This window comes from Tepidanaerobacter sp. EBM-38, from assembly GCA_001896545.1.
Taxonomy (GTDB): Bacteria; Bacillota; Thermosediminibacteria; order Thermosediminibacterales; family Tepidanaerobacteraceae; genus Tepidanaerobacter.
The window spans coordinates 41,116-54,375 of record MPOT01000038.1 but is presented as its reverse complement, the minus strand read 5'-3'; the positions used below and the strand labels follow the sequence as shown (position 1 = coordinate 54,375).

Sequence of the window (13,260 nt, the reverse complement as noted above, 5' to 3'; positions counted from 1 at the left end):
AAACTTATTGTTCTTATTTATTAATTGAATAGATACATTTATAATTTTTTGTAAGCAATCAAGTTAAACCTTGAAATAAATCATTTGAACTAACGAGGTTCAACAATTAGTTTTATAGCTGTCCTTTCTTGACCGTCAATTTCAATGTCAGTAAAAGCTGGAATACAAATCAGATCTACACCGCTAGGGGCAACAAATCCTCTTGCAATAGCTACGGCTTTTACTGCTTGATTTAATGCTCCCGCGCCAACCGCTTGAATTTCGGCTCCCCCTCTTTCCCGTAGGACACCTGCCAGTGCTCCTGCTACCGAATTTGGATTGGATTTAGCTGATACCTTTAACACTTCCATTATTTAATTCCTCCCTGCATAATTTGCTTTTAATATTCTATTCTATATTTTAATGAAAAATCCTTGTTTTTTGAAAAAGTTTTAAGGGAATATTTTAATTTCATGTTGATTCCCTAATTCTTTGAATTTTTAAAGCTCTTCCTGTTGATTCATCTATATCCACAATTATTCCATTTATTTCAGCAGATCCTTTGGCTACTTCAAATCTTACCGGCATTTGAGATATAAATTTGTTTATGACTCTTTCTTTTTCTATACCTAGAACTGAATTACACGGCCCTGTCATTCCTATATCAGTTATATAAGCTGTCCCATTTGTGAGTATCTTTTCATCAGCAGTTTGTACATGTGTGTGAGTTCCTGCAACTAAAGAAACTCGGCCATCAAGATACCATCCCATAGCTATTTTTTCCGAAGTAGCCTCAGCATGGAAATCCACTACAATTATTTTTGTTACGTTCTTCATCTCTTGTATTATCAGATCCGCAGCTTTAAATGGGCAGTCAAGAGGAGACATAAATGTTCTTCCTGAAATATTTAAGATACCGATTTTCGTGCCTGCCCCAATTTGAACTATCTGATAACCTTTTCCTGGACTGTTCGGATAATTAGCTGGTCTTATTATGCGATTTTCCGTATCTATAAAATTAAAAATATCTTTATTGTCCCAGACATGATTGCCTGTGGTTATAAAATCAACGCCACTTATAAAAAGCTCTTGAGCAATTTTTTCTGTTATGCCGTTTCCACCTGCAGCATTTTCACCATTTGCAATAATAAAATTGACTTCGTATTTTTTTCTTAAAAATAATAATTTTTCTCTGATTATGGTTCTTCCTGGTCTGCCTACGATATCTCCAATCATTAATATTCTTAGTATCTTCAATTGTTTCAGCTCCTGCATTTATTTTAAATACTCCATTATGTATGATGGTATGGGTTTTAAAAAAGTGCGCAGCTTTGCGCACTTTATTTTGCATACTCTGTAGCCCGAGTTTCTCTTATGACATTCACTTTAATCTGACCGGGATATTCTAATTCATCTTCTACTTTTTTAGCAATGCTTCTAGCTATTTCTAAAACACCTAAATCGTCAACGTCCTCGGGTTTTACCATAATTCGAATTTCACGTCCTGCCTGTATTGCATAGGACTTTTCTACGCCAGAAAATGAATTAGCTATTTCTTCGAGTTTTTCTAAACGTTTTATATACGCTTCCAAAGTTTCTCTTCTAGCTCCAGGTCTTGCGGCTGATACTGCATCTGCCGCCTGAACTAATATTGCTTCTACAGTCTGAGGCTCAACATCATTATGATGGGATGCTATAGCATTTACAACCTCAAATGATTCACCGTATTTTTTTGCTAATTCAGCTCCTAATAATGCATGGGGACCCTCTGTTTCTTGATCAATGCTTTTTCCAATATCATGCAACAAACCGGCTCTTTTTGTAAGTTTGACATCGACTCCAAGTTCTGCTGCCATAGCCCCTGCTAGGTGCGCAACCTCTATAGAGTGATGCAATACATTCTGGCCATAACTTGTCCTATAATATAATTTTCCAAGATATTTTATGAGATCGCTGTGAAGGCCATGAATTCCAGTATCAAATGTTGCTTTTTCGCCCTCGTCCCTAATAATGCTATCAACCTCTTTTTGAGCTTTTTCAACCATTTCTTCAATCCGTGCAGGGTGGATTCTTCCATCTAAAATAAGTTTTTCCAAAGCAATTTTAGCTACTTGACGTCTTATGGGATCAAATCCAGAAAGAATGACTGCTTCTGGAGTATCATCAATAATAAGATCCACTCCAGTAAGAGTTTCTAGTGCTCTAATATTTCGTCCTTCTCTTCCAATAATACGTCCTTTCATTTCATCATTGGGCAGAGCTACCACTGAAACAGTGGTTTCTGCGACTTGATCCACAGCACATTTTTGAATTGCATACGAAATAATTTCTTTTGCTCTTTTTTGAGCTTCTTCTTTTGCTTGTGTTTCAATTTCTTTAATCATTATAGCTGCATCATGACGTATCTCATCCTTAATTTTATTTAACAAGAATTCCTTAGCTTCCTCAGTAGTTAATGATGAAATTCGCTCAAGTTCTGCAATCTGCTGAGAATATAATTCATTAACTTTTTCGTGAATTTGGCTTATTTCATTTTGCTTTTTAGTTACAGCTTCTTCTTTTTTTTCAATAGCCTCAATTTTTTTATCAATTCCCTCTTCTTTCTGAATTAATCTTCTCTCAGAACGTTGCAGTTCATTTCGTCTCTCACGTAGCTCTTTTTCAGCTTCGTTCTTAAGTTTTAGTATTTCTTCCTTTGCTTCTACAAGAGCTTCTCTTTTAATGGATTCGGCTTTATTTTCAGCATCTTCCACAATTTTTTTGGCTGATTCTTCTGCCGAATTTATTTTAGCTTCAGCAATGTATTTTCGAATAAAATATCCCACAGCTAAAGCTATCAATCCAGTAGCTAGAGTAACTATTATATTTACACCGTTGATACTATTTCACCTCCTGTAACATATAACAATTGACATAAAACAATAAAAACCGAGGGGAACTCGGCTTTTATTAATTAAATAGAGTTAGTGTGTGCTCTAATTTAATTTACAATCGCGCCCCCGAACCAATCATGACTGAAGTAGAACAAGGTTTCATTACATGTTAATTTTATACTTTTTTAATAACCATGTCAAGAAAAACAAACAGTATGCACTGTTAGCATAATCTACTGTTCCAACTTATTATATACTACTACCTCACTAACTCCATTTTTTAATTCTACCTTATATGCAAGATCAGCTATTTCACTTAAATACTGATTATGAGTCACCATAATTACCTGGCGGTGAAAAATGTCGCTTATTTGCTTCAAAAATTGTGCCACATTGCCTATATATTCATTGCTAACATGTTTAGCAGGTTCATCTAAAATCAGTGGACCTTCCTTATATGCATTAGTGCTTTGGATAACTGCTATTCTAAGTGCCAACGATATAACATCAACAATTCCCCCGCCTCTCGCATCTTGGGGTTTTGTTTTAATTTTTACATCATCGTAAGTTGATATAACATAAAATTCGGCGTTAGCTTTACCACGGACCTCACTCAGTTCAATTTCAAATTCAAGATTTGGACCAAAAACGAATTGCAAGCAGTGAGTAACTAACATTTCTATTTGCTGTTTTATCTGTTCTCGTGCATATTCGGATGTTCGCTGCAGAAGAAATCTAACCTGCTCTAATATATCAATTAGATTTGTTGCTTGCTCAAGCTCGTTTTGTTTAATAGTTAGTTCATTTTCAAGTTTTTCTTTAATGCTTTTTTTTACACTATATTCTATAATTAATTGCTGAGTATACTTTTCAATAGTAGCTATAATCCTATCTATATCCTCAATCATATTTACACCTCTAAGTTTTCAGGAAGTAAATCTTTTGTCTTTTTCAATAAATCTTTGATTTCGTTGCTAATTTTTTCGATCTCCTTATCCAAGTTTTCAGGTTTTACATTTAGCTTATCTAGTTCATCTAGAATAAGTTGCTTTTGTTTTTGTAGTTCTTCCAAACGTGCTTCTGCTTTGTATCTCATAGCCTTGGCCTTATCTATTTTCTGTTTTAATTCATGAATTTCTTTTTCTGGATCCATATTTCTCACCTCTTGCCTCTTAAAGAAATCAATTTAGTATATCTAAAACTATTTTCTGAGTTGTTTTTTCATCTATAGGTTTCAAGCATGTGGGACATATGGCAAATTTTTCTAACATTTGACTGTATTCTTTGGCCATTGTATTTAGGCTGTTTAAAACTTTTTGTAAATAATCATCACCTTTTTTTATCGATAATTCCACATTTATCATTGACTTTCTTATATCTTGTAACAAAAACAACTCTGACAATTTTTGGGTTAAACTATTTAAATACTGTTCAGATTTTTCTAGTTGACTATATTTACCAACTACTTTCTTTTGAAAATCAAGTTGTTGGTTTACTAGTTCCCATTGATTATATATTAATAAATATTTTTTTTCGATTTCCATCAATTTTTGTGATTCTAATAAATTATTTTCTGCGCTAAAAACATCCTGAGTTTTGCTTAAGATTATGTTTACATGTTTTAAATTTTTATCATTATCTTTAAAATTATCATTAATACTTCTCAATTTGCCTAATGTTTTATTTAGTTCTAAAATAATGAAATAAGAATTCTCGATTGATGTGAGGCTTTGTGTAACACTGATAATATCTTGTTCGGCTTTTTCAGAATCAATAATTTGTCTTAATTTCCTCATTAACTCAAATAAATATTGATGTTTTACGTATAATGCATCAAGTAGCATAATATTATTTTCTATTCTGTCTATGAAATCAAGCTTGAGTAATATACTTTTATTTTTTTCAATTTCACAATTCACCGATTCAAGATCTTGGCGCATCTGTATTAATTTTGCCAAACTAATTTTGTTTTGTTTCAGTTTTTTTAAAGCGTCATTAAGATTGGATATTTTTTTCGCTATTGCATCAATATCTTGATATGATAGAAGTTCATTATTTAAGTTCTCTATATTCTTGTATAGTAATTTGCGCCGTTGTTCAGCATCAAATATATCTTTTAAAGTAGTTCTCTGTGCAGCATCAATAATGTGAATTCCAACAAGTCTGCCTAATGCTTTAGCCCTATTACTTCCGCTTTCTGATATAAGAAAGGGAGCTTCAAGTTGTTCTGCAAGATTTGCCGCTGAAGTAGCGTCTTTGTCAATATTTATCTTTGGTATCCCGTGAGCTCTTGTTATCTCTAAAGGAACACTGTTGCCAAATCCCTCAAAAACCTGCTCTTGCCCATTTTGTACTAATATGTACCGATTTCGTTGACCATCTCGTTCCCGTATTATTATTGAACCATCTTCCATCTCCAAAGTAACTTGACAAAATTTAGAACCTGCTGTTATAAAATCCGTGCCTCGTGGTTCGTTGTATAAAACCCACTTCAGAGCTCTTATAATAGCACTTTTACCTTGGTCTGTCTGACCTAATATCACCGTAAGACCTTCATCAAAATCAATTTGGCTTTCTTTATGTGATTGAAAATTTTTCAGTTTAAGGCTTTTGATTAAACCCAAATTAATTCACCTCTAGGTTACTTTCACTCCCTAATAGCTCTTGAGCCTTGCCGATTCTCTTTAAGGCTTCTTGGACCACCTCATCTTTTAAGTTTTCTTGTTTTGAAATCTGTTCTATGATGCGATTAATATCAAAAGTATCATACTGACCGGTCGAATAAACACTTTGTATAAACTGTGAAAGTTTTTTATCCCTAAAGGACAATGCTTCAACTTTAGACCGATCCAATACATCTTCACCTGGCATAGCATTTTTAAGATAAATTTCTTGTATTTTTATTCCATCTTCGATATCTAAAAATATCACTTTAGGCATTCTCAAAAGCTCATTTAAACTATTATTAATTCTCACTAAGCTTCCCGGATTTATGAAGTATTTTCCATCAATATATTTGGTGCCAAAACCTGTATGGTAATGTCCGCACAAAGTTATATCAGCTTCAGTTTCAAGTATTCTATCAATCAGCGTATATGCCATGCCTTCAAAAAATGGTTTTTCTAAAAGCATTCCATGGACCATGTGTATAGCAATATCAACATCTGGATCTTTTTTTATTATATAACCTTTCTTTTCATCATCAGCATCAATACCATAATAGTAATGCTGACCTGTAAGTTGTATTTTTTTATCGCCTGCCATGAAGTATAATTTTTCGCCAGGTTTTATTAACTTAACGACATCAGCTCCGTCTAACAGACCTAACATTGTTCGGTTTAAAGTGAGCGGATTTTGTCCATATATATCATGATTACCTGCTACGGCGTAAACAGGTAAAGAATACTTGTTTATTAAAAGCACAAAATCTCGAGCCAATGAAGGTGCAATATCTGGCCGATCAAAAATATCCCCACCATGCAGTAGCATATCAACGTTATTTTTTTGAGCAATATCAAAAACTTCTTTTATTTTTTGATACAAAGTTTCCAAAAAGTTATCCGTCCTATTTTGTGGATTAGTACCGCGAATGTGAGTGTCTGTAAAAAAAAGGATTCTCATATTAGGCTCCTTCTTTAGATTTAGCATCCTTTTCATTGGTTGGTTCAGATTTAATCAAATTATATTTTTGCTTTACTTGCAACTCTACATCTTGCAAAATTTCCGGATGCTCTCTTAGGTATTGCTTGGCATTTTCCCGACCTTGACCAATTTTTTCTTTTCCATACGAATACCATGCGCCGCTTTTTTGAATAAGTCCTTCTTCTACAGCAAAATCTAACACACATCCTTCTCTTGATATCCCTTCGCCATAAATTATATCAAACTCTGCCTGCTTAAACGGAGGAGCAACTTTATTTTTCACTACCTTAACCCTCGTCCTATTCCCAAGCATTTCTTCACCTTGTTTTAGTGTTTCAATTCGCCTTACATCTAAACGCACTGAAGAATAAAACTTTAAAGCTCTGCCTCCTGGAGTAGTTTCCGGATTTCCAAACATTATACCTACCTTTTCCCTGAGCTGGTTTATAAAAATAGCTACAGTATTAGATTTGCTGATTGCCCCTGACAGTTTCCTTAAGGCTTGGGACATAAGCCTTGCTTGCAAGCCTACGTGTGCATCTCCCATTTCGCCCTCTATTTCAGCCTTTGGAACAAGAGCTGCTACCGAATCGATAACTACAACATCTACAGCACCACTTCTGACAAGAGTTTCTGCTATTTCCAAGGCTTGCTCACCTGTGTCGGGCTGGGATATCAATAAATCATCCGTATTCACTCCTAGATTTTTTGCATAAGTGGGGTCAAGTGCGTGTTCAGCATCAATAAATGCGGCCGTACCTCCGCCCTTTTGTGCTTCGGCAATTATATGCAGTGCTACAGTAGTTTTCCCTGAAGATTCAGGGCCGAATATTTCTATCACCCTACCCCTAGGAACTCCGCCGACACCTAAAGCAATATCTAAAGGTAGAGCACCAGTAGAAATAGCTTCTATATTAAATCTTGCTGCAGCTTCCCCTAATTTCATTATCGAACCTTTGCCAAATTGCCTTTCAATTTGAGTAATAGCCATTTCTAAAGCTTTTTCTTTTTCAGCCATTTATAAACCTCCAAACATATGTTCTTTAATATATTATATTAGTATAAATGAATCAAGTCAAGAAAGTTATTTCAGCCAAGTTTCACATTATATAAGTTAGTATAGCTTGCCCCAGTGGGAGATAAATCGCTTTTCATTAGATATATTTCCGTGACTAAAAAGGAAGCTTTAAATTCCATTTCTGCTACAGCCTTGGGTTCGATTTTTAAAGGCTCCCTTATTCTTCCTATAGTTAAATGAGGTGAAAATGGCTTCTTGTCATAAGAAATATTAAAAGCATCTAACCTCTTATCTATGTCATCTTTCAGTTTCAAAAGATTTGGTTGCTCTTTAATACCAATCCATAACACCCTAGGGTTTTTAAGATTAGGGAAAAAACCTAGGTCTGATAAGTCGATAGAGAACGGCATATGATTTGGTGCTATTTTTGTTAGTATCTTCTTTACATCTGAAATTCTGTCTGCGGAAATATCACCTAAAAAGGCAAGGGTAATATGAAGATTATCAGGTTTTATCCATCTTACACCACTAAAAATTTTGCTTAAATTGTTTTGTAAGATAAAATCGTTTATATTGTTCTTAATTGAAGATTCTAACTCAATAGATATAAAGCATCTCACTTTCATATCCTCCTGAAAAAAGAAAATTCTCTATATCTAAAACTCTACTTATTTAATTTAATCGCTTATTAAGCCTTGTATCATTTTCCTTACTAAATGTAATGCGCTGCTAGCAGAACGTTCCTTAATAACTATCCTATTGCCATTAAAAAAGTGTTGTTCAACATATGTGGTTTTAGAATCAGAATATCCGATATATACTAATCCAACGGGTTTTTCATGAGTGCCACCATCAGGACCGGCTATCCCCGTTATTGATACTCCAATATCAGAGCCAGAAGAAAGCCTTATGCCTCGAGCCATCTCCTCAGCTGTTTGTTCACTTACAGCACCATATTTTCTGATAGTATCCAGCTTAACTTGAAGTAATTCATGTTTTGCTCTATTACTATAAGAAACAATACCTCTATCAAACTGTTGTGATATTCCAGGTATATTAGTAAGTTTATGAGCCGTTAAACCACCTGTACATGATTCAGCTATAGAAATAGTTTTATTAGAGTTAAATAATAATTGTGCTACTATTTTTTCTATTGAATCATCGTCAAATCCATATAAAAAGCTACCAATTCTTTTTATTATCTCGTCTTCTACAGGCTTTATAATTTTCTGTGCCTCAATCCTGTTTTTGGCTTTTGCCGTCAATCTTACAGTAACTTCACCCATTTTTGCCAAAGGAGCAATTGTTGGATTAGTTTGCTGAGATATTAAATCTTTGAGCTTTTCTTCAAGGTCTGATTCTCCAATACCATAAAATTTCAAAACTCTTGAAAAAATAGTAGCATTACACATTTTTGAAAGATATGGAATGACAACTTCCTTAAACATTGGTTCCATTTCTGCGGGTGGTCCTGGCAACATAACAATTATTTTTCCATTATTGTTCAACAATACTCCAGGAGCAGTACCATTTTTATTTTCTATAGCATAAGCTCCTTCAGGAATTAGAGCCTGTTTATAATTATTTTCAGCAATAGGTCTTCCTCTATGAGCAAAAAAGCTCTTCATTTTATCTAGAGAATGCTTATCAGCTTTAAGTGGTATATTTAAAAAATTGGATACAGTTTCTTTAGTTAAATCATCCTTTGTAGGACCTAGCCCTCCTGTTAAAATAATAATATCAGAGCGAGCAAAACTTGTTTTAAAAACATCGCTCAATCTATCCTGATTATCTCCAACGCACGTATGATAATAAACATCTATGCCAATTTCTTGCAAAGCTTTAGATATAATTTGAGCATTTACATTAGGTATTTGTCCCAACAGAAGTTCAGTGCCAACAGCTATTATTTCAGCTTTCAAATAATGTCACCTCAAATTAAAACAATTTGTTTATTGTAGATTTGATTTTACTGTAAAAAGTCGATACGTTATATGTTGATGCTAAATTGAAAAAGAAGGTTTCTAAACTAGATTTAAATTCAATAGTAAAACAAACTATATCAATTACATTATTCTAGTTTTTTACATGATTTCCTTTTTTAATACGAAGAAAAAGAATAAATATTTTTTTTGAAATGACTTTTATGCTACCTGAGATTTTAGTAGTAGTTTCCTAAAATTATTACCATCTATTTTTTCATTTTCCATTAGATAATCAACAATTAATTTTAAAACATCTTGTTTTTCCTCTATAATATTTTCAACTATTGACTTTTGTTGTAACAATATGTTTGAAATGACTTTATGAAGTTTTTCTGAAGGTAGTGAATCCTTATCTACTACACTTAACTCAGACATGCCAGAAAATATTATCTTTTTCGCTAAATCTACAGCCTGTTCAAAATCATTGGATGCTCCTGTACTGCTGTCTCCTAACAATTTTTCTTCGGCTACCGCTCCAGCTAAGGCTACCGCTATCTGTGATTCTAAATACTGTTTTGTGTAAAGATATATATCATCTTCTGGTGTTTGTCTTATATATCCAAGAGCCTGACCTCTGGAAGTAATAGTTATAGTCGAAACTGAATTGGGATTAAAATATTCACTTATCAGAGCGTGGCCGCTCTCATGAATTGCAATTCGTTTACGTTCATCCTCAGTAGGCTTTCTATTAAGTTTTTCACCCATGATAACCTTGTCAATTGCCTCTATAAAATTTTTTTGACTAATTTTTTTATTTTGTTCTCTCATTGCAAAAATAGCTGCTTCATTGCAAAGATTTTCCAAATGAGCCCCAGAAAATCCAAATGTTTCTTTTGCTATTTGTTCTAAATCCACATCAATATCGAGTGGTTTATCTTTAGTATGCAATTTCAGTATTTCAAGTCTTCCATCTTTATCAGGAAGATCCACTTTTACAATACGGTCAAACCTGCCCGGTCTCATCAGTGCAGGATCAATGATATCTGGCCGATTTGTTGCAGCAATAACAAGTAAATTTATATCATCATTAGAAGAAATGCCGTCCATTTCAACTAATAATTGGTTTAATGTTTGGTCATATTCTAGATGACTTGTATTTCTGCCTCGGGTTCCCGCTATGACTTCAATTTCATCTATAAAAATAACACCGTGTTTTTTAGATGCTTTCTTAGCCATAGTGCGTGCTCCTTCAAATAATTGTCTAACCCGCTGCGCACCAACGCCGGCATACATCTCTATAAATTCGCTTCCGGAGGCAGAAACAAAAATTGAATCTATATATGATGTAGCAGCTTTTGCCATAAGAGTTTTACCTGTACCAGGAGCTCCTACTAACATTATTCCTCTAAGAGGGCGAATCCCCATTTTTTTTGCTTCATCAAAGTTCTTGATAAAGTCTAGCGCTTCCAACAGCTCATTTTTAGCTACTTCTTGTCCACCGATTTTGTCAAAGGTTATGTCTTGAGTATTTGAAATAATTTTTGCTGGATTTTTCATTAAATTGCCTTTGTCTAAGATATTATATAGCATATATGCAAAGCCTAACATGATAATCATCGGCAGCACATTTATGCCATTTATTAAAAGAAATGCCAAAAAGGCTATTCCTAAGCCAATCCCAACTTCAAGCAACAATTCTCCTCTCCTCCTATTCCCCATTTAGACCTCTCGACTAATTACCTTATAAAAACTAGACTCGTTAAGTTTTATCTGTAAATAAAGATTATCTAAATCTATAAACACTTTAATTTCTACAGGTTCTAATGTTGTATTTTTAGCTTTGGCATCATCAAGTCTGGTTTTCATTTCAGTAAACTTTCCAGTCTGCAAGGCTTCATATATGATAAACTGTATCTCATTATTGTATAGGTCGCTTATCATTTTATTAGCTTGATTAACAATTTCTAATTCAAACGGTCGACCTTTTAACTGGCGTTCCATTATACCATGTATTGTACTGTAAGCCTCCATTAAATTATCCACATCTTTAAATGTAACATATACAATAATTTTTTCTTTCTCTTCTTTTACTTGGATATTACTTACATACTTATTTTGAAGTAATTCCTTTTCTAAGGTTTTTGTCATGACATTTTTAGTATAATGCCATTGAAATGCTAACATTAACAACAAGAAGATGATAGAAATGGCTATTATTCGAAAAATCTTGTATTTATCATGACTCAATAAACGTTCACCTCACAATTGTTTACATAATATCATTATAGCATACCATTTTTTAATTGTCCTTTGAAAAAAAGGCATCTTTTAGCAATGCCTTCTAATTTTTATTTTAAATGGATAATCTGAACTTTTTTTACAGAGATTTTAAAACAATAACATGGTAAATTAAATTTCTTACAGCAATTTTCCTAATAAATCATATTCATAAGTTTCCAGAATCTTTACTGGATATATTTGACCTAACTCACAGTTACCGTTATCACATAAGACCTTAACTATTCCATCAACAAAAGGGGCATCATTTTCAGAACGACCAATAAATAATTGATTTTCCTGGTCATAGCCTTCGATTAATACATTTAGAATCTTTCCTTTGAATTTTTGATTTTTTATTTTTGAAATAGAACTTTGAACCTCCATTAATTTGTTATATCTTCTCTGCTTAGTTTTCTCAGGTACCTGTGGCATAAGTGTAGCTGCAACAGTACCCTCTTCTTGAGAATACTTAAAAGCTCCTACTTTATCAAATTTATACTGTTTTATAAAGTCAAGTAGTTGCTCATATTCAGCTTCTGTTTCAGTAGGAAAGCCAACTATAAAAGTTGTCCTTAAAGTTATTTCAGGCAACCTGCTTCTTATATTATTTATGAGTGTAATTATAGATTGACTATTAGTAGGTCGGCCCATAAGTCGTAAAATCCTATCATTGAAATGCTGTAAAGGTATATCTAGATAGTTGGCTATTTTGTTACTGCTCTGCATTACATCTAATAGTTCCTTATTGATATTTGTTGGATATGCATATAAAATCCTTATCATGTATTCTCCATCTATTTTTATAAGTTCTTGCAATAATTCAGGAAGTGACGGTCGCCCATAAATATCTACTCCATAGTTTGTGGTATCCTGAGCCACAAGATTTATTTCTTTAACCCCTTGAGCAGCAAGAATTTTAACTTCTTCTTTGATAGCTGCAATCTTTCTACTTCTATATGAGCCCCTAATAAATGGAATCGCACAATATGAGCAATAATTATCACATCCCTCGGCTATCTTTACAAAAGAAGTATAAGGATAAATTCTTACACGATTATGAATATCATAATCAATAAAACTATAATTATTAGTAAGATTAATTTTATTTGAATCTAGTTGTTGAATTACTTCACATATTTTATCAAAATCCCCCGTGCCTATAACGGCATCAAGCTCAGGTATTTCTGTTAATAACTCACTTTTATACCGCTGAGCAAGGCACCCTGTAGCTATAAGCAATTTACATTTGCCGAGTTTTTTAAGCTGAGCCATTTCTAGAATTGTGTCTATAGACTCTTGTTTAGCCTCTTTAATAAAACCACAAGTATTAATTATTATGATTTGTGCTTCATTTTCATTATTTGTGATAGTGTAATTGTGTTTTTTAAGTATGCCTAACATATATTCCGAATCAACAAGATTTTTATCACAGCCTAATGATATGAAACCTATTTTTATAGTCAATTTTCTCCTCCTGATAATCTAACTAAATTATATATTAATAAGTATACTTATTTTACAACTGTGTGTAAAGATATATAGA

General features: G+C 33.3%; 13 protein-coding genes. All 13 read right to left on the bottom strand.

Features of this window, described 5'->3' with window-relative positions; genetic code table 11:
• Window positions 1-89: 89 nt before the first annotated feature.
• The 13 genes from BUC45_RS04320 to rimO all read right to left on the bottom strand — a co-directional run bounded on the left by BUC45_RS04320 (window position 90) and on the right by rimO (window position 13,181).
• Complete coding sequence (locus BUC45_RS04320) at window positions 90-350, bottom strand: stage V sporulation protein S (protein ID WP_013778367.1); 261 nt, start codon at window positions 348-350, stop codon at window positions 90-92.
• Between the two features lie 100 nt (window positions 351-450).
• Complete coding sequence (locus BUC45_RS04315; RefSeq protein WP_366749692.1) at window positions 451-1,215, bottom strand: TIGR00282 family metallophosphoesterase; 765 nt, start codon at window positions 1,213-1,215, stop codon at window positions 451-453.
• 104 nt (window positions 1,216-1,319) lie between these two features.
• Window positions 1,320-2,858, bottom strand: coding sequence for a ribonuclease Y (rny, locus tag BUC45_RS04310; protein WP_303872632.1), 1,539 nt, complete (start codon window positions 2,856-2,858; stop codon window positions 1,320-1,322).
• 227 nt (window positions 2,859-3,085) lie between these two features.
• Window positions 3,086-3,760, bottom strand: coding sequence for an ATPase (locus BUC45_RS04305; protein WP_296970608.1), 675 nt, complete (start codon window positions 3,758-3,760; stop codon window positions 3,086-3,088).
• 2 nt (window positions 3,761-3,762) lie between these two features.
• The gene (locus BUC45_RS04300; protein WP_296970606.1) at window positions 3,763-4,005 is read right to left on the bottom strand and encodes a hypothetical protein; all 243 of its coding nucleotides are present in this window, start codon (window positions 4,003-4,005) and stop codon (window positions 3,763-3,765) included.
• A 28-nt stretch (window positions 4,006-4,033) separates the two neighbouring features.
• The gene (locus tag BUC45_RS04295; RefSeq protein ID WP_296970605.1) at window positions 4,034-5,476 is read right to left on the bottom strand and encodes an AAA family ATPase; all 1,443 of its coding nucleotides are present in this window, start codon (window positions 5,474-5,476) and stop codon (window positions 4,034-4,036) included.
• 1 nt (window position 5,477) lies between these two features.
• The gene (locus BUC45_RS04290; RefSeq protein ID WP_296970603.1) at window positions 5,478-6,473 is read right to left on the bottom strand and encodes a metallophosphoesterase; all 996 of its coding nucleotides are present in this window, start codon (window positions 6,471-6,473) and stop codon (window positions 5,478-5,480) included.
• Between the two features lies 1 nt (window position 6,474).
• The gene (gene recA, locus BUC45_RS04285; RefSeq protein ID WP_296970601.1) at window positions 6,475-7,512 is read right to left on the bottom strand and encodes a recombinase RecA; all 1,038 of its coding nucleotides are present in this window, start codon (window positions 7,510-7,512) and stop codon (window positions 6,475-6,477) included.
• Between the two features lie 71 nt (window positions 7,513-7,583).
• Complete coding sequence (gene thpR, locus BUC45_RS04280) at window positions 7,584-8,138, bottom strand: RNA 2',3'-cyclic phosphodiesterase (protein ID WP_296970599.1); 555 nt, start codon at window positions 8,136-8,138, stop codon at window positions 7,584-7,586.
• Window positions 8,139-8,189: 51 nt separating this feature from the next.
• Window positions 8,190-9,434: a competence/damage-inducible protein A gene (locus BUC45_RS04275; RefSeq protein WP_296970597.1), complete on the bottom strand. Its 1,245-nt coding sequence runs from the start codon at window positions 9,432-9,434 to the stop codon at window positions 8,190-8,192.
• A gap of 222 nt (window positions 9,435-9,656) precedes the next feature.
• Window positions 9,657-11,132 carry an AAA family ATPase gene (locus BUC45_RS04270; RefSeq protein WP_296970596.1) on the bottom strand — a complete coding sequence of 492 codons (1,476 nt, stop codon included), beginning with the start codon at window positions 11,130-11,132 and terminating at the stop codon, window positions 9,657-9,659.
• A gap of 24 nt (window positions 11,133-11,156) precedes the next feature.
• Entirely contained in the window at window positions 11,157-11,585 is a 429-nt protein-coding gene (locus tag BUC45_RS04265; RefSeq protein WP_296970594.1) for a hypothetical protein, read from the bottom strand.
• A gap of 270 nt (window positions 11,586-11,855) precedes the next feature.
• Window positions 11,856-13,181, bottom strand: a complete 1,326-nt coding sequence (gene rimO / locus BUC45_RS04260) for a 30S ribosomal protein S12 methylthiotransferase RimO (protein WP_296970592.1) — start codon at window positions 13,179-13,181, stop codon at window positions 11,856-11,858.
• Window positions 13,182-13,260 lie beyond the last annotated feature (79 nt).